At 41.8% G+C, this 25,119-nt stretch carries 26 protein-coding genes; 18 read left to right on the forward strand and 8 right to left on the reverse strand.

The features are described 5' to 3' along the window. Nucleotides 1-5: 5 nt before the first annotated feature. Nucleotides 6-1,640: a copper resistance CopC/CopD family protein gene (locus MHI46_RS02245; RefSeq protein WP_260775288.1), complete on the reverse strand. Its 1,635-nt coding sequence runs from the start codon at nucleotides 1,638-1,640 to the stop codon at nucleotides 6-8. Between the two features lie 507 nt (nucleotides 1,641-2,147). Between MHI46_RS02245 and MHI46_RS02250 the strand changes: the two genes are divergently transcribed. From MHI46_RS02250 to MHI46_RS02270, 5 genes are all read left to right on the forward strand, one after another. Further along, nucleotides 2,148-3,590, forward strand: coding sequence for a PTS mannitol transporter subunit IICB (locus MHI46_RS02250; RefSeq protein ID WP_039176553.1), 1,443 nt, complete (start codon nucleotides 2,148-2,150; stop codon nucleotides 3,588-3,590). A 95-nt stretch (nucleotides 3,591-3,685) separates the two neighbouring features. Then, on the forward strand, nucleotides 3,686-4,120 hold the full coding sequence (locus MHI46_RS02255) for a PTS sugar transporter subunit IIA (RefSeq protein WP_039176556.1): 435 nt from the start codon (nucleotides 3,686-3,688) through the stop codon (nucleotides 4,118-4,120). Nucleotide 4,121: 1 nt separating this feature from the next. Beyond that, nucleotides 4,122-5,243, forward strand: coding sequence for a mannitol-1-phosphate 5-dehydrogenase (locus tag MHI46_RS02260; RefSeq protein ID WP_260775289.1), 1,122 nt, complete (start codon nucleotides 4,122-4,124; stop codon nucleotides 5,241-5,243). Nucleotides 5,244-5,343: 100 nt separating this feature from the next. Continuing rightward, nucleotides 5,344-7,092, forward strand: coding sequence for a methyl-accepting chemotaxis protein (locus MHI46_RS02265; RefSeq protein WP_064498685.1), 1,749 nt, complete (start codon nucleotides 5,344-5,346; stop codon nucleotides 7,090-7,092). Between the two features lie 215 nt (nucleotides 7,093-7,307). After that, the gene (locus MHI46_RS02270) at nucleotides 7,308-7,700 is read left to right on the forward strand and encodes a RidA family protein (RefSeq protein WP_039176565.1); all 393 of its coding nucleotides are present in this window, start codon (nucleotides 7,308-7,310) and stop codon (nucleotides 7,698-7,700) included. Between the two features lie 32 nt (nucleotides 7,701-7,732). On the opposite strand, the gene MHI46_RS02275 is transcribed toward MHI46_RS02270, so the two are convergent. Then, nucleotides 7,733-7,966, reverse strand: a complete 234-nt coding sequence (locus tag MHI46_RS02275) for a DUF2651 family protein (protein ID WP_039176568.1) — start codon at nucleotides 7,964-7,966, stop codon at nucleotides 7,733-7,735. Nucleotides 7,967-8,069: 103 nt separating this feature from the next. Between MHI46_RS02275 and MHI46_RS02280 the strand changes: the two genes are divergently transcribed. Beyond that, complete coding sequence (locus tag MHI46_RS02280) at nucleotides 8,070-8,309, forward strand: hypothetical protein (protein WP_228280300.1); 240 nt, start codon at nucleotides 8,070-8,072, stop codon at nucleotides 8,307-8,309. Between the two features lie 124 nt (nucleotides 8,310-8,433). On the opposite strand, the gene MHI46_RS02285 is transcribed toward MHI46_RS02280, so the two are convergent. The 4 genes from MHI46_RS02285 to MHI46_RS02300 form a co-directional block, all read right to left on the reverse strand. Next, nucleotides 8,434-8,679 (reverse strand): DUF2651 family protein, encoded by a 246-nt coding sequence (locus tag MHI46_RS02285; protein ID WP_106025688.1) that lies wholly within the window; start codon nucleotides 8,677-8,679, stop codon nucleotides 8,434-8,436. A gap of 16 nt (nucleotides 8,680-8,695) precedes the next feature. Then, nucleotides 8,696-9,823 carry a hypothetical protein gene (locus MHI46_RS02290; protein WP_106025687.1) on the reverse strand — a complete coding sequence of 376 codons (1,128 nt, stop codon included), beginning with the start codon at nucleotides 9,821-9,823 and terminating at the stop codon, nucleotides 8,696-8,698. Between the two features lie 66 nt (nucleotides 9,824-9,889). Continuing rightward, a complete protein-coding gene (locus MHI46_RS02295) occupies nucleotides 9,890-10,681 on the reverse strand; it encodes a septation ring formation regulator EzrA (RefSeq protein WP_044335087.1) in 792 nt (263 codons plus the stop codon). A 356-nt stretch (nucleotides 10,682-11,037) separates the two neighbouring features. Then, complete coding sequence (locus tag MHI46_RS02300) at nucleotides 11,038-11,415, reverse strand: VOC family protein (RefSeq protein WP_041089114.1); 378 nt, start codon at nucleotides 11,413-11,415, stop codon at nucleotides 11,038-11,040. Between the two features lie 185 nt (nucleotides 11,416-11,600). On the opposite strand from MHI46_RS02300, the gene MHI46_RS02305 reads away from it, so the two are divergent. From MHI46_RS02305 to MHI46_RS02340, 8 genes are all read left to right on the forward strand, one after another. Then, on the forward strand, nucleotides 11,601-11,870 hold the full coding sequence (locus MHI46_RS02305; RefSeq protein ID WP_080769491.1) for an excalibur calcium-binding domain-containing protein: 270 nt from the start codon (nucleotides 11,601-11,603) through the stop codon (nucleotides 11,868-11,870). A gap of 127 nt (nucleotides 11,871-11,997) precedes the next feature. Further along, on the forward strand, nucleotides 11,998-12,753 hold the full coding sequence (locus MHI46_RS02310; RefSeq protein ID WP_024425552.1) for a Cof-type HAD-IIB family hydrolase: 756 nt from the start codon (nucleotides 11,998-12,000) through the stop codon (nucleotides 12,751-12,753). A 181-nt stretch (nucleotides 12,754-12,934) separates the two neighbouring features. Then, nucleotides 12,935-13,693, forward strand: a complete 759-nt coding sequence (locus MHI46_RS02315) for a 5-oxoprolinase subunit PxpA (protein ID WP_041089118.1) — start codon at nucleotides 12,935-12,937, stop codon at nucleotides 13,691-13,693. A gap of 26 nt (nucleotides 13,694-13,719) precedes the next feature. After that, nucleotides 13,720-14,937, forward strand: coding sequence for an NRAMP family divalent metal transporter (locus MHI46_RS02320; RefSeq protein WP_252057325.1), 1,218 nt, complete (start codon nucleotides 13,720-13,722; stop codon nucleotides 14,935-14,937). Nucleotides 14,938-14,942: 5 nt separating this feature from the next. Next, nucleotides 14,943-15,734, forward strand: a complete 792-nt coding sequence (locus MHI46_RS02325) for a putative hydro-lyase (RefSeq protein WP_252057326.1) — start codon at nucleotides 14,943-14,945, stop codon at nucleotides 15,732-15,734. Nucleotides 15,735-15,752: 18 nt separating this feature from the next. Continuing rightward, on the forward strand, nucleotides 15,753-16,499 hold the full coding sequence (gene pxpB, locus MHI46_RS02330; protein WP_260775291.1) for a 5-oxoprolinase subunit PxpB: 747 nt from the start codon (nucleotides 15,753-15,755) through the stop codon (nucleotides 16,497-16,499). After that, nucleotides 16,496-17,542, forward strand: a complete 1,047-nt coding sequence (locus MHI46_RS02335) for a biotin-dependent carboxyltransferase family protein (protein WP_260775292.1) — start codon at nucleotides 16,496-16,498, stop codon at nucleotides 17,540-17,542. Before pxpB ends, MHI46_RS02335 begins: the two co-directional genes overlap by 4 nt. Beyond that, nucleotides 17,526-18,296, forward strand: coding sequence for an IclR family transcriptional regulator (locus MHI46_RS02340; RefSeq protein ID WP_251181541.1), 771 nt, complete (start codon nucleotides 17,526-17,528; stop codon nucleotides 18,294-18,296). The genes MHI46_RS02335 and MHI46_RS02340 overlap by 17 nt, the downstream gene beginning before the upstream one ends. 34 nt (nucleotides 18,297-18,330) lie before the next feature. Here the strand turns inward: MHI46_RS02340 and MHI46_RS02345 are convergent, their stop codons facing one another. Then, a complete protein-coding gene (locus MHI46_RS02345; RefSeq protein WP_024720223.1) occupies nucleotides 18,331-18,966 on the reverse strand; it encodes an FMN-dependent NADH-azoreductase in 636 nt (211 codons plus the stop codon). 405 nt (nucleotides 18,967-19,371) lie between these two features. Here MHI46_RS02345 and MHI46_RS02350 point away from each other — a divergent pair, with 405 nt between their 5' ends. The 3 genes from MHI46_RS02350 to MHI46_RS02360 all read left to right on the forward strand — a co-directional run bounded on the left by MHI46_RS02350 (nucleotide 19,372) and on the right by MHI46_RS02360 (nucleotide 23,393). Further along, nucleotides 19,372-20,004: a GDSL-type esterase/lipase family protein gene (locus tag MHI46_RS02350; protein ID WP_251181540.1), complete on the forward strand. Its 633-nt coding sequence runs from the start codon at nucleotides 19,372-19,374 to the stop codon at nucleotides 20,002-20,004. Nucleotides 20,005-20,093: 89 nt separating this feature from the next. After that, nucleotides 20,094-21,176 carry a C45 family peptidase gene (locus tag MHI46_RS02355; protein ID WP_251181539.1) on the forward strand — a complete coding sequence of 361 codons (1,083 nt, stop codon included), beginning with the start codon at nucleotides 20,094-20,096 and terminating at the stop codon, nucleotides 21,174-21,176. Between the two features lie 129 nt (nucleotides 21,177-21,305). After that, complete coding sequence (locus MHI46_RS02360; protein WP_058837347.1) at nucleotides 21,306-23,393, forward strand: transcription antiterminator; 2,088 nt, start codon at nucleotides 21,306-21,308, stop codon at nucleotides 23,391-23,393. Nucleotides 23,394-23,409: 16 nt separating this feature from the next. On the opposite strand, the gene MHI46_RS02365 is transcribed toward MHI46_RS02360, so the two are convergent. Then, the gene (locus MHI46_RS02365; RefSeq protein WP_251181538.1) at nucleotides 23,410-24,048 is read right to left on the reverse strand and encodes a class I SAM-dependent methyltransferase; all 639 of its coding nucleotides are present in this window, start codon (nucleotides 24,046-24,048) and stop codon (nucleotides 23,410-23,412) included. A 127-nt stretch (nucleotides 24,049-24,175) separates the two neighbouring features. Between MHI46_RS02365 and MHI46_RS02370 the strand changes: the two genes are divergently transcribed. Continuing rightward, the gene (locus MHI46_RS02370) at nucleotides 24,176-25,045 is read left to right on the forward strand and encodes an SDR family oxidoreductase (RefSeq protein ID WP_024425561.1); all 870 of its coding nucleotides are present in this window, start codon (nucleotides 24,176-24,178) and stop codon (nucleotides 25,043-25,045) included. Nucleotides 25,046-25,119 lie beyond the last annotated feature (74 nt).

Here is a 25,119-nt window from a genome sequence, read left to right on the forward strand (position 1 = left end):
TCCTTTTAGTTTCTTCTAATAAAGGTGGTATCGATATTCTCAAAAGAACCAGTTAACGCATGGATTTCAATTTTCCATGTGCCTTTTTCATTTAATAAGAGATTTTCAGCAGAGAAATGACCATTTTTTAATCGTTTCAGCTGAAATTCACTTGGTGTCTCATCACCGAATAAAGCTACCTTATGAATCTTGGCTGTCACAGATTGAATATCAGTGATCGTTTCGCCATTCTTCTTTGTAAATGCCACCTCGAATGAGTTTTTCCCCGGGGCATTCGGGGTAATGCTCAAGGACACAATGTCACGATGCTCGACCTGATTGGCGCCAAAGAAAGGCTCAGGTGCAGGCGAAGGAGGGCTCGGAATATTAGTAAAGACAGCCGTTAATAACAAAATGGCGATCCCGATCATCCATTCAGCTCGTAAGGAAAAGCTGCGTTTCTGCTTTTTTTCCCATCTCAGCATCAAGTAATGCATAAGTCCAAGCAGGCCCATGATGATAAATAAACCAAGCTTGATTAAAAAGGTGCGTCCGTATGCTGATTGGAAAAGAGCATCAAACGATTGCAAAATAAAGATGGCATTCACAAATCCTGAAAACACAATAAGTCCAACAGAGAGCAGTGCCCAAGGATGAAATGCTGCTAGCGTATTCCGTATGAGCGGCTCATCTTCATTTGGCAGTTTCTTCATCAAAAGAAGGACAATGGCTGTTAAACCACCGACCCAAATCGAAGCAGAGACGAGATGGATGAAATCAAGTGATGTTGTGAGTATTTTATTGTCTGTTGCGGCTGGATGTCCGATTTGTGCTTTCAGCCAAAGCAGCACTGTGAAGAGAAGCAGTGGAAACAGCCAAACACGAAAAGAAGAGAAGTCCCCTTTTCTCATCGCCACAATTGTCCAGATGGTGAGAAGTACAAATGACGCCATAAGCATCATCCACAGACTACCGCCAGAAGTGGACGCAATCGTTTCTTGTAAAAGCGAAGGCTGAAATGCCCCAAAAAAGGACACGTCTGCCGCTGATTTTGTCTGAATCGGCAGCTGGAACACAAGTGCTCCGCCCATCATGATCAATGACAATGTCAAAAGCCGCTTCATTCGTTTCGCCAATACAGGTGAAATCGCTGCCCTGAACCAAAGCAGTCCAAACAAAATGGTGCCAAGGAATAAGCTGAATGACGTATAAAGAAAGGCTTTATCAATAGTTGAAGCCACATCAATGGATTCATCCGTCTGACCTTGCTCTAATTGGTCAAAACCGCCAGCCGCTTTTCCAATACTAAACGGAATCATGCCAGAGACAGAGTGTCCATCCGCTGATACCGCATTCCACTGAATGGTGTAAATCCCTTTAGGTAAATTCTTTTTTAAAGCCGCTTCCATGATCTTTTGATCTTTAATGACCGTATCTCCTTTATCCACACGATCACCTTTTGCATTTAGCACCTTAATGGCATGAAACCCGCTCTCAATTCCTTCACTAAATGTGATCGAGACTGAAGGAGGCTGCTGATCCAGCTCTTCATTTGCGGCTGGGTTCGAGCTCACGACATATGCATGAGCAAATGCTTCCTTTGGAATGAAAAAAGCGAACATGACCATAAGGAGCAGAAGCCACTGACTCTTTTTAAACAAGGTGAATAACCGCCTTTCTACCTATGAAAATGTCTCATGTATCAGAAAGAAAGCGGCAGTAAACTGTGAGTCACAGAAAAAACCGCTCCTTCTATTGTACCGCCCTCTCTAAAAGGTAAACGAAACAAACAGCAAGATGGTTCACTTTTTCTGTGTCATGTCTGCGCAGACATTTCTTAATTGAATAGGTTTGATCAATTATAAGACTATTCGATTTAAGAAGAGGAAACAAGAAGAGACCATTTGAAAGTTGTGAAATTCCCATGAATTTTGCGTGAAAACAACGGCATATCAAGCTTTCCACCCATTATATGTTGAGATCTGACAGAGAATTCACATCATTTTTCAATTTTGTCACATACGATGTGACAAAGTGACATTTAGTTTCAATTGAAGAGAAAGTGAAAGCGTTTTACGATAGGCATAAGGGCTTCACTGAATCTTGTTCTTATATCTTTTGACCTATAAAGCCCTAAATAAAGGGAGAGAAGAAAGGAGTTTTCATAGATGCAGGAAAAAAGCGGATTTCGCGTAAAAGTACAGCGCTTTGGAAGCTATTTAAGCGGTATGATCATGCCGAATATTGGAGCGTTTATCGCTTGGGGACTCATCACCGCATTGTTCATTCCAAGTGGTTATTTTCCAAATGAACAATTAAATACACTCGTTGGTCCAATGATCAACTACTTGCTGCCGCTCTTAATCGGTTACACAGGCGGGAAGCTCGTATATGACCATCGAGGCGGGGTACTCGGTGCCACCGCTACGATTGGGGTTATTGTCGGTTCGGACATCCCAATGTTTTTAGGTGCGATGATCATGGGACCGCTTGGCGGTTATCTCATTAAGAAAATCGACCAGCTGTTTAAAGACCGAATCAGATCAGGTTTTGAAATGCTGATTAATAATTTTAGTGCAGGTATTCTTGGTGCCATTTTAGTCGCCATTGCTTTCTACGCCATTGGCCCAGTGGTTCTAGGTTTAAATAAAGCCCTTGCGGCAGGTGTAGATATCATTGTCAATGCACATTTACTTCCGCTGGCAAGTATCTTCATTGAACCAGCAAAAGTATTGTTCTTAAACAATGCGATTAACCAAGGGATTTTAGGTCCATTAGGGGTGGAGCAAGCGGCGAAGACAGGGCAATCCGTTCTGTTCTTGCTTGAAACAAACCCAGGACCAGGTCTCGGTGTTCTTCTGGCCTACATGTTCTTTGGAAGAGGGACAGCAAAGCAGTCTGCACCGGGTGCGATTGTCATTCAATTCTTAGGGGGAATCCATGAGATTTACTTCCCATACATCTTAATGAAGCCAAAGCTCATTTTAGCGGTAATTGCTGGGGGAGCAAGCGGCGTTTTAACTTTTACACTGTTAAATGCGGGCCTAAAGGCTGTACCGTCACCAGGAAGTATCATCGCTCTTATGCTCATGTCACCAAAAGGCGGCCATCTTGCCGTTCTAGCAGGTGTTGTCGTGGCAGCGGTCGTATCATTCCTTGTCGCTTCTGTCATTTTGAAAGCGTCTAAAGCAGTGGATGAAGATTTAACAGCAGCAACAGAAAAAATGCAAGACATGAAAGGCAAGAAAAGTGCAGCAGCAGCTGCTCTTACAGCACAAAAAGAAGGTGCTGAAGCAAGCGAGCAAGCAGCATCTCCAGATGAGATCAATCCAGATGACGTGAACAAAATCATCTTTGCCTGTGATGCAGGAATGGGCTCAAGTGCGATGGGCGCATCCGTTTTAAAGAATAAAGTCAAAAAGGCAGAACTTGATATTGATGTGACAAATACATCCATCAGCAACATTCCAGATGATGCCGATGTAGTCTTTACTCATAAAGATTTAACAGATAGAGCGAAGGCAAAACTGCCAGGAGCTGTGCATATTTCAGTTGATAATTTCTTAAACAGTCCGAAATACGATGAGCTGATTGAGAAATTGAAAAAATAACATGACGAAACGGGTTGAGTCCAATTTTTCCTAATTGAACTCCCCGTTTTGGTTGTTTTCTGATTTTCTATTCTAAAAAAGGTGTGTGATCTCTCATGAAACAAGTACTTTCAAAAGACAATATTTTTCTAAACGAACAAGCGGGCTCTAAAGAAGAAGCCATTAAAAAAGCAGGCGAAGTCTTAGTGGCAAACGGTTATGTCACAAGTGATTATGTGGACAAAATGTTTGAAAGAGAAAATATTTCTTCTACATTTATGGGCAACGGAATTGCCATTCCTCATGGAACAGAGGATGCGAAAGCGGCTGTCCTTCATTCAGGGATTTCCATTATCCAAATTCCAGACGGCGTTGAATACGGCGAGGGGAATATTGCTAAAGTTGTATTTGGCATCGCTGGTAAAAACAATGAGCATCTCGATATTCTTTCTCAAATTGCGATTGTCTGTTCAGAAGAAGAAAACGTAGAGCGTATCCTTCATGCAAAGGATCAGGATGAACTGATCGCCATCTTTAACGAGGTGAACTAACATGAAGGCACTTCATTTTGGAGCAGGAAATATTGGCAGAGGGTTTATCGGATCTTTGTTAAAAGCATCAGGATTTGAGCTCGTTTTTACCGATGTAAATGAAGCGGTCATCAACGAGCTGAATGAAAAAGGAGAATACACGGTTGAACTCGCAGCACCAGGGCAGCAGCAAGAAGTAGTCGGTCCTGTGTCAGCCATCAATTCCGCAAAAGATCCAGCTGCTTTAATAGAGGCGATTGCAACAGCTGATCTCGTTACAACAGCTGTTGGACCAGCCATTTTGAACATCATTGCTTCGTCGATTGCTGAAGGTTTAAAACAGAAAAAGCCTGATCATATCATCAACATTGTGGCATGTGAAAATATGATTGGCGGCAGCTCTCATTTAAAGAAAGCCGTTTTCTCTCATTTAACAGCTGATGAACAAGAAGCGCTGTCACACACAGTTGGTTTTCCAAACGCTGCGGTTGATCGCATTGTCCCAATTCAGCACCATGAGGACATATTGAAAGTATCAGTCGAGCCATTTTTCGAGTGGGTGATTGATGAGACAGGCTTTATTGGAGACGTTCCTCAAATTGACGGAGCGACCTTTGTACAAGATTTGACGCCATTTATTGAGCGTAAGCTCTTTACTGTCAACACAGGACATGCACTAGCTGCTTATGTCGGGTACGAGAAAGGTGTGCAAACGATTAAAGAAGCTGTCGATACACAAGAGATTCGTCAAGTGGTCGAAGGTGCACTTCACGAAACAGGCAGTTATTTAATCGACACATATGGCTTTCAAAAAGAAGAACATGATGTGTATATTCAAAAAATCATTAAACGATTTGAAAATGCCTTTATCTCTGATGAAGTCACGCGTGTCGCACGCTCTCCACTTAGAAAGCTCGGAGCAGATGACCGTTTAATCGGTCCAGCGAAAAAGATCAAACAGCCACATTATTTAATTAAAGGCATCGTGGCAGCTTTGGCTTACGACTTTACTGAAGACGAAGAAGCTGTTCGTCTGCAGGCATTACGAAAAGAAAAAGGCATTGAAGGTGTGCTGGAAGAGGTATGTGGACTCTCGCCAACAGACGATCTTTATCAAGCCATTCTTAAAGAAGCAACTCGATAATTTGAACATCCCTTTCCAACGTGCGAAAGGGATTTTTTTCTATGACTTTTTTAATACTTTTCCCTGCTTGACGATATATAAAGTAAGGGGGAATTTGTACATGAAAAAGAAAGCGTTTGCGTCAAGAAGTGTCTTTTTTCAATTAATGTCTGCCATTATCGTGATCACGATTTTAACGGGTGGACTTGTTGGAACAACGGGATATTTGTTAGCGAAACATGTATTAATTGATGCAGGGAAAGCAGATTTAAAGCACATCGTCAGCGGAGCAATGGCCACACTTGAACAGTTGAATGACCGTGTGGAGAAAAAAGAACTGACGCTTGAGCAGGCGCAAGAACAGGCCCGCCTTTACTTGAGCGGACCCAAAAATGACAACGGGAAGGGATACCAATCTCAAAAATCAGACTTTATCTATAAAAATAAAGGCTATCTGATCGCATATGGCACTGACTACTCAACCCAGGTCCATCCGGTCAACGACATCGGCGTCATTCCAGATAACACGACCAATCGTCAAAAAATGGTCGCCGGTGCGAATGCAAAAGATGAGGATGCACACTATGTGACCTATATGGATAAGGACGATGCAACCGGCGAAGAAAAGGAAAAGCTTGCCTATATGAGCCAGTTTACACCGTGGAATTGGAGTGTAGGCATCGCTGTCTTCCAGGACGAATTTTATAAAGAATTAGAGCAGATGAAGCTCTATATTATTCTCATTACAGCGGGTGTCGCCCTTCTGAGTTTAGGCGTCTTTTATTTAGCTGCCAGAGGAAAAGTCAGACTGCTGAAGCAAGTCACTGCTGCTTCAAAGGAAATTGCGGCGGGGAATATTGAACGCACGAGCTTAAAAGAAACAACGGATGAAATCGGCCAGCTGGCAAAAGGCTTTAACCATATGTCAGGAGAGCTTAGAACACTGGTGAGCGGTTTACAGGAAACGAGCAGTCAGCTTGTGGAATCAGCGACAGATTTATCGGCGATATCTGAAGAAACCTCAGCCAGCAGTGAAGAAATTGGACGAGCCATCGGAGACATTTCGACTGGAACACTTCATCAAGCATCTGATCTTGAAGTAGCCAATCAACAAATGACCCAGTTTAATCAATCTATTGAGAATGTCAAAGAACAGAGTGATCAAATTAAACGGATTTCCGACCAATCGAGTCAATCATCACAGCAGGGCCAGCAAATCGTACAGCAATTAAAACAATCGAATGAACAATCGATTCAAGCGTCTCAAGGCATTAGAGCGGGAATCGAGCAGTTAAGTACAAAAGTACAGGATATTTCTCAAATCACAGATACGATTGAAAGCATTTCAAATGAGACCAATTTACTGGCACTGAATGCCAGCATTGAAGCAGCACGTGCAGGAGAGCACGGCAAAGGCTTCTCAGTTGTGGCGAGTGAAGTGCGGAATTTAGCTGAGCAGACAAAACAATCAGCCGTTCAAATTCAGCAAATGATTCAAGGCATTAAAGAAGAAACGACAACAACAGCTGGTATCATGTCTAACACAATGGATCGTTTTGCCGAGCTGGATGAAGCGGTGCATGCAACAGAACACGAATTCAATGCCATCTCTACATTGATTTCACAAACCATCGTTGAAACAAACGCGATGGCAAAAGAGCTGAATACACTGCTGGAGCAAAACGACCTTATCACAAAAGCCATGCACGGCGCAGCACATGTTTCTCAAGAAAACGCAGCGGCGATCGAAGAAATCACTGCATCCACAGACGAACAAGTGACAGCCATCTCTAATGTGGCAAAAGCAGCAGAAAGACTCAATGAACTTAGCATGCGGTTGAATCAGGACATTGCGCGTTATCGTCTATAATTCATTTTGACTATGTGGTACTATGAAGTTAATCAAAACCTTGCTCACGCAAACAAAAGGAGTGTTTCAGTCATGAAAAAGAAGATATTGATGTTCTTACCTTGTGGCTATGGATACTCTACTGCTGTTTTCTTTGAAGGTAGATAGAAATTGGTGAAGTCTGTCTACAAAACGAAGAAACTAGCAGAAAAATAAACGTGAGTGAGGGACATAACATGGAAAAAATCACGAGAAAAAACCCAGAAAGTATGCCGAAACCTGTTGGTAACTACAGTCATATTACAAGGGTGCCAAAGGGTGCGGGATTATTTGTTACATCGGGTCAGGTAGGGACAGATATAGATGGGCAGATCCCATCAAGCTTAAACGACCAAGTAACGAATACGTTTGAAAATATCAAAAAAATCCTTGAATCAGAGGGATTGAATGAAGAACATGTGATCAAGGTCAATATATGGGCAACAGAAGAAATCGACTGGGACCATCTATATCCTCAGTGGGATACGATCTTCAAAACAGCTTACCCATCAATGACGGTTGCTTATGTATCAGCTTTAGGATGGCCTGAGCTAAAAATTGAAATTGAACTATGGTGTGCGGATATATGATTCAAAAAAAGAACAGTGGAAACTGTTCTTTTTTACTTGAGCCGCTTTGTAATCCACCCAGCAAAGAATGTAAAGACGGTATAGACAATAACCCAAATGAGAAAGGATTCATTCCCGCCAATATAGGTGAACATGAAGATCATGCTCGCTAACAGCACAATCAAAGTAGGCATCCAAACATTCTTCAAAAGGAGCGTACCGAAAATACCAATCAGCACAGAGATAATGGGAAAGCCAAATACAATGAATAAAATAAAAACAGCCATACGACTAACTCCTTTTAACAAGTGTTTACATCAAAACATAAAAGACCGACGCAGCCAGCTGTCTGTTTAAATTCAGCAAATGACCCAAGGCATTAAAGAAGAAATGGCTGCAACAGCCGGCATCATGTCGAGCAAAATGGATCGTTTTGCCGAGTTAGATGAAGCGGTGCATGCAACAGAAAATGAAATCAATGCTATCTCTACATTGATTTCACAAACCATCGTTGAAACAAACGCTATGGTAAAAGAGCTGAATACATTGATGGAGCAAAATGACCGTATGTTTCTCAAGAAAACGGAGCGGCGATCGAAGAAATCACTGCATCCACAGATGAACAAGTAACAGCCATCTCTAATGTGACAAAAGCAGCAGAAAGGCTCAATGAACTTAGCATGCGGTTGAATCAGGACATTGCGCGTTATCGTTTGTAAATCAAAGAGGACCGGATGATTTCCAGTCCTCTTGATTAAGGGGATTTTTTAATTATGATAAATGTTATAACAGAAGAGATTATGGAAATAACAGTGTAACAAACTACCCAAAATAAAAAAGAAAAGTTTCCTTCTGCTAAAGTAAACCAAAACACCAAACTTAAGACAAGAGAAACAAGAGGAGAAATCCATATGTTTCTAAAGATACGTGTACCTAATATTCCAATTAGAATCGACAATATGGGCAAAACAAAAACAATTAATAAAACAATAGATCCCACTAGGTTATCCCCCTTATTACTGAATTAATTCAAGTCGTCCCGTTTCCCAATCTTTTTTTGAGTGGATATCGATGGAATTAGTTAATGTTCCCTTCTTTATATCATATATATCTACATGTCCTATCACATTTTGTTTTTTTTGAGTAGGATACTTGAAAAAAGCATACATATTATCTTTAGAATATTGAATGTTTTGGAGATATTGTTCTTCTTTTGTATCTTTCATATCAAAAGATTTTATTAACTTAAAATTTTTATCATAGATTAATACTTTGCCCTCAGAGGATGGGATAGCAATATTACCATCATGGAGTAATTCAATTTGTGTTGGAGAGAAAGATTTTTGATTAATTGTAATTTCTTTTTTTATTTTTAAATTAGACTTATTAATTAATAAAATTTTAGATTCTTCATTTTGGTTAACCGTATCGGTTAGGGCTAAAGCTATTGTATCAGAGTCTAACTCTTTAAATGCATCTTTTTCGTTACCTTCAATAAAATAAATCTGTTTATTTGGAATACGTTTATCCAAAATAATTTTATTGTTATTTGGATCAAGAACTTTTATAGATAAGTATTCATCGTCATAGTTGGAGAGTATATAAAATTTCCCATCTATTAACCTTGCAGAGTTGAGCATCCCCTTTAACTTTATATGTTGTTTTTTATCATCGTTGTTGTCTGTCCAATAAATAAATTCGCTCTCATACCCTTTATCAGTATAACCGATATTTATATCTTTAAAAACGTATGAGTTGCTAGCATTAATAAAGAAAGACCCTTCATCTTCTGTTGTTTTTGACATACTTTTTAAATTACCTTCTTTTAGTAAACCTGATTTTTTATTTATGGTAAAATAATCATTACTTCGACTGCTATTAAAATAAATGTTATCCTTGCTTTGTGTGCTGGATATAATACTATAACCAGAATTCAATAAACTATCTTTTATACTATTTCCTTTACTATCAAAGTAAATTATTTCAGTACCGGATTTTAATGTATTGGACAGAGAAATAATAAATGATGTATCATTCATTTTGGTGAATTTTTTCTCTTTTGGGTTATTTTCTGAATTATTGGCTGTGCACGCTGATAAAATTAAAATAACAAATATACTTAAAAAGATACGTTTACTAAACATTTATAGACATCTCCTTAAAGACTAAAACAACCGTATAAGGAATACGATTGTTTTGAGTTAATTATTTTATTTGTTATGTTTAAAAATCTTAGTATTATTTGACTTTACAAGTTCCATTGGAGTGACAATAGTATCCCATTTGATATTATCAATATCTATGCCTTGATTCTTCCATGCTCTCCATGCAAGTTGTGAACAATAGAAACTTTTAGTAGTGTTTTTGTTTAAAAAATTCCAGTTATAAGGTTTTTTATTTGAGGCTTGTTTTTCTGCATATTTAGCTGCTCCAATATATTTAGCGTTAGAAGAACCTTTAACCCATAAACCATAAACTTTTTTCTTCGTATTCCATGTATTCGGGTATTTTCTCACGCCATCTTGCTTCTTTGGGCTATAACTTTTAGCCCAAGATTCTACAGTATTTGAGCTGTTTTGGGCAACAATTGCTGCATGTCCAACTCCTATTGAGGCGCTTCCAGAGTTAATTTCATAACTAACTAATACATCTCCCTTTGTGCCCATAGATTTTTTTGTAGATAAAGCAGATATTTTATTTTTCTCTACTTTATATTTAGGGTAAAGTTTGTCAATTTGTCCTGAAGTTTCAAGCTGTTTGAACTCTTTTTGATCTTTTTTGTATAATTCGTCCCCTTTAGTTTCAGCGAATTTACGATCTTCTTTAGCGGTTTTAATTAATTCAGTAATTTCTTTATCGCTCATTCCTGATATTTTGTGTTGTTTTATTGCCTCTTTTTCTAAAGAATTTGATTCTGCAGCAAAAGCTTGCTGAGAAAATCCAATACCAGTAATTAAAAGTGTAGAACATAAAACAGTTTTAAACGTTTGTTTATTTATCATACTAAAATCTCCCTTCAAATTTATAAGTAAAATATACAATAAATAAATTGTTCTTTAAACCCATATTTTCAATTTTAAGGTTATTTTAAGGTTTATTTTTACTTATATATTTTGAAAGGCTTTAAGTATGATTTACACATTTTTGTGTAAAGTGCAGAGAAAGTGAGAAGCATAGACAATAACAAAATGTCTTTTCATTCCACATTGGTAGTTAGTACTAGGAAGGTATCTGTCGTTACTCTTGAATACATCACTTATTGTTCTTATTAAAAGCGCTGCAAATCACAATCATTGAGCAAACACCGACGAAAAAAACATGTTTTTTTCTCATTTTGGTTCACTCCCTTCAAAAACAATTAGGAGATCGCATCACATATTTCAATGAAATGACCATCAGGATCAGACACATAAGCGACTGTTTGACCCCATGGTTTTTTTGCGGGTTCCTTGATGATCGGAACCCCTTTATCTTTCATTGAAGCAATTGTTTGATCCACATCATCCACAACAAAGCCAATCTCAAACGTTTGAGACGCTTGATTTGCTTCTGGGACAGGCAATCCGAGGGCCTCTTTGACATCCTGGCGTGAATTAATCGATAACGTCACATCTCCAGTGTCAAACTCAACATAAGATTCAACCCTCAATTTTATAGGGAAACCAAGAACATGTTGATAGAAATGAATACTTGCCTCAACATCGTTTACATATAGAATGGTATATTTCATTTTCATGTGAAAAACTCCTCTCTTCATATACGTGTCAAAAACGGAAAGGTTTCCCACTCATTGTACCATATAGGATATAAGGTGTATTTCATACCAAAAAAATCAAAATAATTAGCTCAATAGTCTTGAAAAACAAAAAAGTGGTGACATATGATAAAAATGTAAAATTAGAAAAAATAGGGGGATTTTACATGTTGAAAAAAATCATGGTAGCTGTCTTGTCTTTAGGTCTTTTACTAAGCTTTACACAAGTCGACACCCACACAGCAGATGCAAAAACGGTCAAGTCTTACAAAAACTGCAAAGCGCTGAACAAAGTATATAAAGGCGGCGTAGCAAAAAGCAAAAACACGAAAAACAAAGGCGGAAAAACAAAGTACAAGCCTTATGTATCAAAAGCACTTTATCAAAAAAATATGCGGCTTGACCGCGATAAAGACGGCATTGCGTGTGAACGCTAAGCACCTGTGAAAAGACCTGTCACAAGGTCTTTTTTCTATGGGATCAAACTCGTCCCTTTGTGCCAGCTTCATCTTTATATTAAAATAAAGATAGTTTCAAAAATCGATACAAAGTGGGGTACTCAATTTGTCAACACAAGCTCATAAGAAAGACATCCGATTGATTGCCATTGATATGGATGGTACGCTGTTAAACAGTGAGCACATCATTCCAGAGGAAAATAAACAAGCGATTAAAGAAGCTGAAGCAAAAGGGGTCCATGTAGTCATTAGCACAGGACGGACACTGATGACATGCCGAGAGCTGGTTGAGCCGCTCAAGTTATCTTCTTACCTTGTGACAGCAAACGGAAGTGAGATCTGGGATTCAAACTTCCAGCTGATCGAACGAGATCTGCTGCATCCTGATCACGTCCAAATGATGTGGGATTTAAAAAATAGGTACGAAACCGATTACTGGGCTTCGACTGTGGATAAGGTGTGGAGAGGTGAATTCCCAGAACGAATTCATGACCATGAATGGCTGAAATTTGGCTTTGATATTCATGATGATGACGTTCGTGAGGAAGTCCTCAATACATTGAAAACAAATAAGCATCTAGAAATCACAAACTCAAGTCCAACGAATATCGAAGTCAATGCAGCCGGCATTAACAAAGCGGCAGCTCTTGCAAAAGTAGCAGAACGCATTGGCTGTACGATGGATAACGTCATGTCACTTGGCGACAGTCTCAATGATATGGCGATGATTCAAGAGGCCGGATTAGGCATTGCCATGGGAAATGCGCAGGAAGTGGTGAAAGAGGCCGCTGATTGGATTACAGCTCCTAATACAGAACATGGCGTTGCAAAAGCTATCCAACATTGGGTGCTGTCTAAATAGAATGCATTTCATACAAGAAAAAGTGAGAGGACTTTGCCTCTCGCTTTTTTTGTTTTCTCTAGTTCTATTGTTATGTTTTCTGCCAATTTCATGTGCAGTCTATCCAAAGTTGGTATAATCAATATAAATTCGAATATTCGGACTTTATATTCCGCATTTCGGAACAACAAGGAGGGGTTCTATGTATCAAGTGGATATCAACTGTGATTTGGGAGAAAGCTTTGGTCAATACACAATCGGTGCAGACGAACAAATCTTAGAATATGTCACCTCAGCCAACATTGCTTGCGGTTTTCATGCAGGAGATCCAACCGTTATGAGAAAGACGGTCAGAATGGCACTGGGTAAAGGGGTCAAAATTGGTGCACATCCAGGTTTGCAAGATTTGGCCGGCTTTGGCAGACGTCCAATGGCTATCTCCGCAGAGGAAGCCTATGATCTTGTCATCTATCAAATTGGCGCTCTATCAGCCTTTCTCAAGGCCGAAGGCGGCACGATGCAGCATGTCAAACCACACGGCGCCCTCTACAACATGGCGGCTAAAAATACTGAATTATCTGAATCAATTGCGAAAGCTGTGTATGATGTGGACCCAAACCTTGTGTTATTTGGTCTGTCAGGCAGTGAACTTGCATTAGCAGGTGAACGAATAGGTCTTCAAGTGGCACATGAAGTGTTTTCTGATCGGACGTATCAAACAGACGGGACGCTGACATCCCGCCGCGAACCACATGCACTCATTGAAGAGGATGAACGGGCCGTCCAGCAGGTTGTTCGTATGGTGCGAGAAGGCAAGGTTCGTACAGTTCAAGGAGAAGATATCGAGCTCAAAGCAGATACGGTCTGCATTCACGGAGACGGCAGCCATGCGCTTCAATTTGCGAAAACCATTACAGCGAAGCTAAAAGAAGCCGGTATTCATCTCAAGGCCTTTCAATAAAAATCGTCATCAAAGGGGGAAACAGCATGAAAACAGAGAAAGTCAAACACATGAAGGCACCAAAGGGGAATCGGTCTATGCTGATGGGCGCTGCCTTTTTAATGGCGACGTCCGCGATTGGACCGGGATTTTTAACACAAACGACCGTCTTCACACAGCAGCTTGCGGCTAGCTTTGGGTTTGTCATTTTGATCTCAATTTTATTAGATATTTTTGCACAAACAAATGTATGGCGCATCATTGCCGTCTCAGAAAAACGAGGTCAGGATATTGCAAATATGGTACTTCCGGGTCTCGGGTATGTGCTGGCCTTTTTGATTGTCATTGGAGGACTTGCCTTTAACATCGGAAATATCGCAGGGGCTGGTCTCGGTTTTCAGGTGATTTTCGGCGTCGATCCGCGAATTGGCGCAGGGATCAGCGCTGTGATTGCCATTCTCATCTTTGTGATCAAAGAGGCTGGGAAAGCGATGGACCGTTTCACACAAGTAGCAGGCTTTGTGATGATTGGCCTGATGCTGTATGTGGCGATTTCAACAGCTCCGCCAGTTGGGGAAGCAGCCGTGAGAACATTTGTCCCAGAGACGATTGATATTTTATCCATTGTGACACTTGTGGGCGGAACAGTAGGCGGCTATATCGTCTTTGCTGGCGGGCATCGCTTGCTGGATGCAGGTATTAAGGGGAAGGAAGCACTGCCGCAAGTGACGAAAAGCTCTATTTTCGGTGTCTTAATTACATCTGTCATGCGTGTAGCACTTTTTCTTGCCACATTAGGAGTTGTCGCAAAAGGCTTGCAAATTGATCCATCCAACCCGCCTGCCTCTGTTTTTCAATTAGCTTCAGGAAATATCGGATATAAAATGTTTGGGATTATTATGTGGGCTGCGGCGATTACATCCGTCATTGGAGCAGCATATACATCTGTTTCCTTCTTTAAAACCTTCTCGCCAAAAATTGAACAAAACCAGCGTGGTATCATCATCGGTTTTATTGCCCTCTCGACCATTTGTTTTATTACGATCGGAAGACCAGTGAACATCTTGATATTAGTTGGAGCGATCAATGCATTGATTTTGCCGCTCGCCCTTGGCACATTACTCGTTGCGGCCTATAAGAAAGACATTGTCGGCGATTATCGCCATCCATTCTTTTTGACAGTGTCAGGTGCATTTGTTGTGGTCATCATGACGATGATGGGCGGCTATACCATCATCAATGAAATCCCAAAACTATGGAGTTGATTCAGATGAATGTCTATCAAACATATGAGCCATCACAGATGAGAGAATTGATTCGCGAAAAAAAGATCACAGGCCCAACGGCTGGCTTTGCTGAGGGGTTTGCTCAAGCCAATTTAATGATTGTCAAAAAGGAACTGGCCTTTGATTTTCTTTTATTTTGTCAGCGTAATCCAGCTGCATGTCCCTTGCTTGATGTACTGGACCCGGGTGATCCAGTGCCAAGACGGTCGGCGCCTCAAGCGGATATTCGTACGGACTTTCCTAAGTACCGTATTTACCGAAAAGGGATTCTTGAAGAAGAGGTCACAGATATCTCTGCTTATTGGGAGGATGATATGGTTGCCTTTCTCATTGGATGCAGTTTTACGTTTGAGCACGCGCTTATGTTGAATGACATTCCTGTTCGCCATATCGAAGACGGTCATAACGTACCTATGTTTCAAACGAATATACCTTGTGAAAAAGCAGGAGTTTTTCATGGTCCGATGGTGGTCAGCATGAGACCCATTCCGGCGCATCAGGTCACAAGAAGTGTTCAAGTGACGTCTCGATTTCCGTCAGTCCATGGCGGCCCGATCCATATCGGGGACCCAGCAATGATTGGCATTTCCGATGTAGGTCAGCCTGACTTTGGAGAACCGTCTGTGATCAAAGAAGGAGAAGTTCCGGTGTTTTGGGCATGTGGTGTGACACCGCAAGCCATTGTCATGCACACAAAACCCGACATTGCGATTACTCATGCACCCGGGCATATGTTCATTACAGATCGAAGAGATCAAAAGCTCGGTGTACTGTAGAAAGAGAGGTGTCCTCAAGTGGCTTTTTCAACGATAAAAGATTCCATCACCTTCCACCCGCTGGGAGATGCAGCGATCGTCATCCAAGCTGGAGCTGACATACGTGAGGAGATACATGAACGTGTTGAGCGGCTGTTTGCATGTATTGAACAGCACCCATTTGATGGGTATGTAGAAGCCGTTCAAGCCTTTACAAACGTGACTGTTTTTTACGAGCCTTATACCGTTCATCAATCGGCCCAGCTTCAACAACATGACCTGTCTCCGTATGAATGGGTCAAAGGCTATATTGAACAACTTCTTGAAGACAAATGGCAGGAGGGAGTTCAAGTAAAGCGCCGCATCGTTGACATTCCAGTCTGTTACGGGGGAGCGCTGGGCCCTGATCTAGAAGAGGTTGCTCGTATCAATGGTTTAACTCCAGAGGAAGTCGTGCGTATTCACACTGCCGGTAAGTATCTTGTCTATATGATTGGGTTTGCCCCCGGGTTCCCGTTTTTAGGCGGACTTTCTGAAAAAATTGCAGCTCCGCGCAGACAAACACCAAGAATGTCGATTCCAAAAGGGTCTGTGGGTATTGCGGGAAAGCAGACAGGCGTTTATCCAATTTCCACACCAGGGGGTTGGCAGCTCATTGGACAAACCCCGCTGCCGCTTTTTCGCCCAGACGAGGAAATTCCGAGTCTATTGAAAGCAGGGGACGAGGTCAGATTTGTCCAAATGTCTGAAAAGGAATTTTTCAGCATGAAGGAGGCAGAGCTTTGAGTATTCATGTCATCAAACCAGGGATGTACACAACCATTCAAGATAAAGGGCGGCAAGGCTATCAAAAGTATGGCGTCTTAACGAGCGGCGGCATGGACCCGCTCTCACTTAGAATCGCCAACATTCTCACTGGCAACCAAGAAAACGAAGCCGTGCTGGAAGTCACGTTGATGGGGCCGGGGCCTGTGCTCACATGTGAGAAGGATCAGCTCATTGCAGTCACTGGTGCTGATGTAGAGATTGATATTGACGGAGAGCGGGCATCTTTATGGAAGCCGCTCTTTGTCCGATCAGGAAGCACGATCACCTTTGGTCTTTGTAAGAGAGGCTGCCGCGTTTATCTTGCTGTGGCAGGTGGATTTGATGTGGAGCCAGTCATGCAGAGCAAAAGCACCTATGTAAGAGCAGGGATCGGTGGACTGAATGGGCGTCCTCTTGAAAAATGCGACGTTCTGCCCATTGGAGAGCCGTCTCTCGTAGCCAATCATTTGTTTGATAGGCTAAAAAATAAAGTGAATCAGTCGGGATACGGCGCACCAGATTGGACAGTGAGTCACGATTATTTTTTGCCGCTGCGGAAATCGCCAGTGATTCGTGTGCTGGCAGGGAGGCATCTTTCTCATTTTCAAGAAACATCTCAAACTGCATTTTTTGAGAAGCCTTATCAGGTCACACCCCAATCAGATCGTATGGGCTGCCGGCTGAAGGGGAAGCCGGTTCATTTAAAAGAAAAACTGGAATTGATTTCAGAGGCTGTCGCCTTTGGATCCATTCAAATTCCTCCCGATGGCCAGCCGATTATTCTGCTGGCAGATCGGCAAACGACAGGCGGATACCCGCGTATTGGAGAAGTAGCGACTGTAGATTTGCCGCTTATTGCACAGGCGATGCCTGGAGCAAAGCTGTATTTTGAACAAATAGATCATCGGGATGCAGAGCTGGCGTTATTTAAGCAAGAAGCAGAACTGAAGGAGCTGGCCGCAAGAATCAAGCTGGAAGCATTCTCGTTTAGAAAAGGTGAAGAAGATGCAAAACACAAATAAAACGGTTGTGAAATCTATGGAGATTTTGCGGCTGTTTATTGCTCACGATCAATTAACATTAAATGAAATGATCGAGCTTTCCGGTATGCCGAAAACATCTGTCCATCGCATGGTGACCTCTTTAGCCGATATGGGGCTGTTAGAAAAGCAAGATGCAGGTGCTTATCGATTAGGCTTGATGTTCCTTGAATATGGTCAGCTTGTGGCGGACCGCCTTGATATTCGGAGGATTGCGAGACCATTTATGGAAAGCTTACGTGATGAAGTGGGAGAAGCTGTACAGCTCATTGTTCGCGAGGGTGACGAAGCCATTTACGTCGAAAAGATAGAAGGTACGCAGCCTGTTCGTCTCTACACCGCCGTCGGTAGACGTTCTCCCCTATATGCGGGTGCCTGTGCGAGAAGTATTCTTTCCTTTTTGCCAGAGGGCGAAAGACTTGCCTATATTGACTCAATTGAGCTGGATAAGATCGGAATTGGGACTATTACAGATAAAGAGGTTCTAAGAAACATGCTCGAAGAATCAAATGCGCGGGGATATACGTTAAGCTATTCTGAGCTTGAAAACTATACAGCAGCGATTGGAGCCCCTATTTTCAATCATCTGGGGGAAGTGGCAGCAGGTATTAGCATTGCAGGATTTGAAGCGGGCTATCAAAAAGAACGTCTGCCTTACTTAATTCGACAGGTGAAAAAAGCCGCCAGTGATATTTCGAGAGAATTAGGCTTTTCTGAACAAATAAAAAGCCAATGACCGTCAAGATCATTGGCTTTTTTGCGTGCAGTTATTAGAAAGTTTTTCCTAAAGCTTTTGCACGTTCGATTGCATCTGCTTTAATTTGCTCTGCTTTCGCAGGCTCAGCATTGTGACCTTCAACGATAAGACCTTCGAAAGAAGGAATTCCGAAGAAGTTCGCAATTGTACCAAGGTAACGGTGACCTGCTTCAAGTTCAGCAGCAGGACCTTCAGTGTAGTATCCACCACGTGCTTGGATGTGAAGAGCTTTTTTGTCTGTTAATAAACCAACAGGACCTTGCTCAGTGTATTTGAATGTTTTACCAGCTACAGCAACAGAGTCGATGTATGCTTTAAGAACTGGTGGGAATGAGAAGTTCCAAAGTGGTGAAACAAATACATATTTGTCAGCAGAAACGAATTGATCACTTAATTCGTTTAGGCGAGCAACTTTTGCTTGCTCTTCAGCTGAAAGTGTATCGAAGCCAGCACCAGATTGAAGTTTGCCCCAGCCAGCGAATACATCTGCATCAATGTGAGGAATGTTTTCTTTGTACAAATCGATATGTACAACCTCGTCACTTGGGTTTGCTTCCTTATAAGATTCGATAAATGCCTTAGCAGTAGCCATACTGTAAGAAACTGTTTCATCATGCGGATGTGCAGTGATGTATAAAACTTTTGCCATGTTCATTCAATCCTTTCTGTTTCGGTTATTTTTTTAGCGTATCCCAAAGGTACGCTGAATATGTGGCATCTTTAATCATATTGGAATGCTATGAAAAAGATGTAACAAGCACAGTTACATAAAAACTGATATTTTCATTGTAATCACATTGTAGTTTGAAGTCAAGATATAAAGTCTCGAAATCAAGATAAAAAGTTTGTAAATTTTTCTGGAACACTTAAACACGCAGATTTCAGCGCAAAAACCTACTCTTATTGAACAAAAAATCGTTCAATACCGCAAGTAAAGAGTTTGTAAAGGCGCTGCAGCTCAAAAAAAGATGGATGCCCCTAAGTCATCTGCTACAAGCATCTGATCTCCAAATTCGTATATATAAGAGAAGGCAGGAGAGAGTGAGGGATAAGAGTGGGACGATCCTATGTTGCGATTGGGGATTCCTTAACAGTTGGGGTGGGGGCACGTTTATTTGGCGGAGGATTTACTCAGCGGTTTCGATGGATGCTTGAAAAAAAGACGCATGCACCGGTCGAGCTGTCTGTATTTGCAAAGTCAGGGTTAACGACTGATGAGATTTTACAGCTCTTTAAAAGGTCTGAGGTGAGACGTGCCATTGCAGCTGCTGACATCATCACCATTACAGGCTGCGCGAATGACCTTGTTCAAGCTGTTCAGCAGTATGAAGAAGGTGAAGATGAAAAGAAACTACTGCAAGCGGTCATGCATTGCCAGGCGAATTTTAACAAGATGATTCAAGAAATTGCTCAGATCAAAAGAGGGCAGCATGAGGCCTATTGCGTATATCTCATGAATTTATATAATCCTTTTCCACAAATACCAATAGCCGGGCGGTGGCTTCAGCAATATAATCAACAACTTCGTTTGCTTGCTGTGAATCCACATGTAGAAGTTGTGGATGTATACAAAGCGTTTGAAGGGCATGAAAGAGCTTACTTATCGATTGATCAATTTCATCCAAATCCTAAGGGGTATGATGCAATGGCAGAAGCATTGTATCAACAATACTGTAAACAGCTGTAATCCGGTGGGATTGCAGTTTTTTTCATCCTTTTCAATAAATGACGGTTTCGATATGATAAAAGAAACGAAGGCGAAAGAGGTGTGCAGGCATGGAGGAGATCAATGCGTTTTTTCAAAAGATGACAGGAACAGCTTATGAAGTAGGAAAACAGCAGGCTCTCTGGCTGAAGGAGAACCCGCTGCTGCAGACACAATATATTCGAACAGAACCGGTAACACAACAGGCTGTGAAGGAAACGAAGCAGCTGATCCGTCCTTTTCTTCCTCAATTAGATGAAGAAATTGCTGGGTTTTGTGATGAAATGCAATTAGATGAGCGTTATTTGACCTTTTTCTATTCATCGTATCTTCAGCCAGGCTGTTCCCATTGTGTGAGGCAGGGGAATATGGCAGCCGGTCAACAAACGGTCATGCTTCGTAACTATGATTTCTCCCCGATTTTTGATGATATGCGTCTTGTGACCACACATGTAAAAGAATCGGCATGTCATACAGGTTCGTCGCTGCTGTTGTTTGGCAGATCTGATGGAATGAATGAGCATGGTCTTGCTGTGACTTTCTCCGCTTGCGGTCCGCCGGTTGGCAATGAACCCGGTTTAAAGCCTCCAGCAGTCGCCGGTTTGCAGGTGTATCATGTGATTCGCTCTGTTCTGGAATCCTGCCAAACGGTAGAGGAAGCCATTCGCTCAATCCAGGAAATGCCCGTTGCCTCAAATGTTCACATCATGCTTGCGGATCGAAAAGGAGAGGCGGCTGTGATTGAAATCATCGATGGTCAAAAAAGGGTGAGAAGACCGGAGACAGGTTATATTGCCGCAACGAATCATCCGGTAGCTGATCAAACAGCAAAAGGGATGACCAAACATCATTCTATTGTCAGATACGATATGTTAATGGAGGCTTTAAAAGAACAACGATCAAATGATTCTCTTGTGAAGCTATTTCAGACAGAATATCCTTATGGTCTAACTGTGCACAATTATGAGGAGCTGTTTGGAACGATGCGAACCGTCATGTTCCGTCCGGAAGAAGGCACAATCGATTATTGCTTTGGCTCTCCAGTGTACAATCCGACTTATTCTTTAAAAGCCGGTGGTTCACTGCATTTTCATGAACAAAAGGTACAATTTCATCAAAAGGATTATGGACCGTCATTTTGGAGAAGCGTCTAATGATCCCTTGTTTATATTTTGTCACAGCCGCTGTGCCAAATTCAGATCAACTTAAGATTGCATCGCTCGTTGAAAGCGTTTTATATTAAGGTGTGACAATAGACCTATTTATACAGAAGGAGGCATTTCATGTACATAACGGCACGAGAACAGAAAGTCATTAAATACATCATTCAGCAAAATCGTTATGTCACCATTCGTGAGATAGCCGATTCTGTTCAGGTGAGTACAAGAACGATCCATAGAGAATTAAAGTCTATTAAACCAATTTTGAAAGATTATCATCTTTCATTAGATAAACAGCCGGGAAAAGGCTTAAAGGCAGTTGGCGAACAGGAGGATAAACAGCGGCTTCTTGCTCATATGTCAAGTGAGGATCAAATTGAATATAGCTCGGATGAACGAAAGCTCTTAATCCTATGTGCGCTGCTTGAAGCGAAGGAACCGGTGAAATTATACACACTTGCAGCTGACTTGCAGGTAACAAATGCGACGATCAGCTATGATTTAGATGAACTGACGGAGTGGATTGCTCCATACGGTTTGCAGCTTATCCGCAAGCGCGGGTACGGCATTGAATTAAAAGGGCCGGAGGAAGCAAAACGGAAAATTGTGGGCAATCTCATTGTCGACCGGCTCGACATTCAATTGTTTTTAGAAACGATTGAAATGAATATCAAACATCGAACGAAAGCAACGGAAAAGGTGTTTGGCGTTGTCAGCAGAGGTCAGCTGCTTAAGGTGGAAAGACTGCTCTTTCATTTGAAGGATCGGCTGTCACTCTCCTTATCTGATAGTGCCTATATTGCACTTGTTGTTCACTTAACCTATGCCATCGAACGTATTCAGCTTGGGGAAACCATTCGAATGGAAGAGGAAGAGCTGCTGGAATTAAAGCGGACGAAGGAATTTGAATCATCACTCCGAATGGCAAGAGCGCTTGAACGCATGTTTAATGTGGAGATCCCAGAAGCGGAGGTCGGATATATGACCATCCACCTTCGCAGTGCAAATCGCAGCTTTGGGGCAGAATACCGTATTGATGAAATCGAGCTGGATATCGCGCTGAGAACGAAAAAGCTCATTGATTTTATTTCAAATAAAACCGGTTATCATCTCAATGAAAATGATTCATTGTATGAGGGACTAGTGTCTCATCTCGAACCTGCCATGAACCGTCTAAAGGAAAAGATGAGAATCTATAATCCGCTCACACAACAAATTAAAAAAGACTACTTTTTGCTGTTTATGGCGATTGAAGAAGGAGTCGAGCGCTTCTTTCCTGAGATTGAATTTCCAGAGGATGAAATTGCCTTTATTGTGCTTCACTTTGGCTCAGTGCTTGAAATCAAAAAAGAAGAAACAAAAATTCATGCGCTTGTTGTTTGCTCAAGCGGAATCGGTTCCTCAAAAATGCTCGCCTCCCGGTTGAAAAAAGAATTGCCGGAGATCGCCAAATTCGATCTATCCTCCTTGATAGAGCTAAAGGAAATCGATGCATCGAGCTATGACATGATTGTTTCGACCGTTCCGATACCATATGAGCATATCGATTACATTATGGTCAGTCCCCTCCTAAACGAGGATGATGCCATGCGTGTGAAGGCTCATATTAAACGGAAGATTCCTTATATCATCGAGAAAAAAAGAACAAAAGAATCTCCCAAAGAATTGGTGCAAGAAACCGTTAATATGATGACGGTTGCAGAGCAGGTGACGAATTATATGTTTGTGATTCGTAGCATCCTGTCCCGTTTTACCATTGAAAAAAGAAAGACGATGCCGAAGCATGATGAAACCATCAGGCAGCTGCTTCGTCAGCTTGAAGAGGAAGGGCTTATCACACATGCGGATGATGTAGCGAGCGGCCTTTTGGAACGTGAACAGCAAGGCGGCTTAGGCATACCTGGTACTGAATTTGCTCTTTATCATTTAAAGCATGCATTCATCAAGGAACCAATCTTTCATATTTATGATCTTGATCAAGCATACGAGGTTAAAAGCATGGATGGCGGGCAGCAGCAGATGTCACGAATGCTCATGATGCTGGCGCCGCAAGAGCTTGGCAAGGAAGGGTCAGAAATGTTTAGTCTGATCAGTTCATCCATCATTGAAAGTGAAGAAAGCATGGCGCTTTATGGACAAGGGACAAAGGAACACATTGAACAGAAATTACATCAGCTTTTCTATCAATTTGTCAAAGAGGCAAAGTGGTAAGAAAAAGGCCGAGAGCTTAGTCGCTTCTCGGCTTTTTTGCTGTGACACAGACAGCAAGGGTAGGACGAATTTCTTCATACTCAATAGAAAATTGGTCAAACCCTGCAAACTGCATGTCATTTAATATGCTTTCACCCATCTCTTTTGTCCGGTTGGCGTCAGCTCCTTTTTCTCTTGGCTGCATGACAATAACGAGTGTTCCGCCTGGTTTCAAGGTGTGGTAAAGATTGAGTAAGCCCGTCTTTGGATCATCCCAAATTGTAAAATTGTTAACAGACAGCACTTTGTCATACTGCTCTCCGGGAAGGCGTGTTTTCTCGATTTTTCCGACATACAATCGGACCTGTTTGTCTTTTGCTCGTTTGCTGACGCGGGACTGTGCTTGCTCCTGCATGGTTGAAGAAGCATCCAGCCCATCAATGTGAAGATCTTGATAATGCTTGAGCATATGTTTAATGCTGTAGCCGGGTCCATAGCCAATCTCCAAAATGTTTTCGCCATCTGTCAGATCTAAGTGGCGGATGGCCCACTGATTCAATGCTTTATTTTCATTTGCCATAATGAATCCAGCGATGCTTCCGAGCCAGCCTTTTGGTCTGCTAAAGGTTTTTGAAAGGGTAGACAGCATGTGAGAACGCTCCTTTTTGATGATCATGTAACCGATTTTTCTCCTCTTCAAACATGCTGATTTCGGAACACATCTGTACAGCTTCATGATGTTTGAGTGGAAAAATGAGGTGGTAATGAAAGGATACATCAACAAATCAAGGAGGAGCTTACACATGGATTTACGTGAATATTTAACAAATGGCATTCCGCGCCAAACGCAGGATCAGCAGCCAGGCAGTGAAAGAGAAATGAATCCAGCGCCGATCTTTGAGGATGAATCATATCAAGGTTCTGGCAAGCTAAAAGGAAAAGTGGCACTGATTACAGGCGGAGATAGTGGAATCGGACGGGCAGTATCTGTTGCCTATGCAAAAGAAGGAGCACATGTCGCCATTGTGTATTTAAATGAACATGAGGATGCAGAAGATACGCAAAAACGTGTAGAACAGGAAGGCGTCAAATGCTTAACGATTGCAGGAGATGTCGGTGACGAAGCCTTTTGCGAGAAAGCAGTAGAAAAAACAGTTGAAGCCTTTGGACAATTAGATATTTTAGTAAATAATGCGGCTGAACAGCATCCACAAGAACGTATTCAAGATATTTCAAGTGAACAGCTTCACCAAACCTTTAGAACAAACTTCTATTCCTATTTTTATTTTACGAAAAAGGCATTGGATTATTTGAAACCGGGAAGCTCCATCATTAACACAACGTCAATTAACCCATATCGAGGTAATCCAGTGCTGATTGATTATACAGCGACAAAAGGAGCCATTAACGGCTTTACGCGTTCTATGGCACAATCGCTTGTGAAAGATGGGATTCGGGTAAACGGTGTAGCGCCAGGTCCAATTTGGACACCGCTCATTCCATCTACATTTGATGAAGACAGTGTGGAAAGCTTCGGGGCAGAAACCCCGATGGGAAGACCAGGACAGCCTGTAGAGCATGTCGGCTGCTTTGTGCTGCTGGCTTCTGACGAATCGTCTTATATGACAGGACAGACACTTCACGTCAATGGCGGTTCCTTTATGAATACATGATCTACGCGGCACCGCCCAGCTTTGATTGGGCGGTGTTTTTAGTATTTCTTGCGATTCTTCTGCACAGATGTGAC

The organism is Bacillus sp. FSL K6-1000, assembly GCF_038630785.1.
GTDB lineage: Bacteria > Bacillota > Bacilli > Bacillales > Bacillaceae > Bacillus > Bacillus safensis.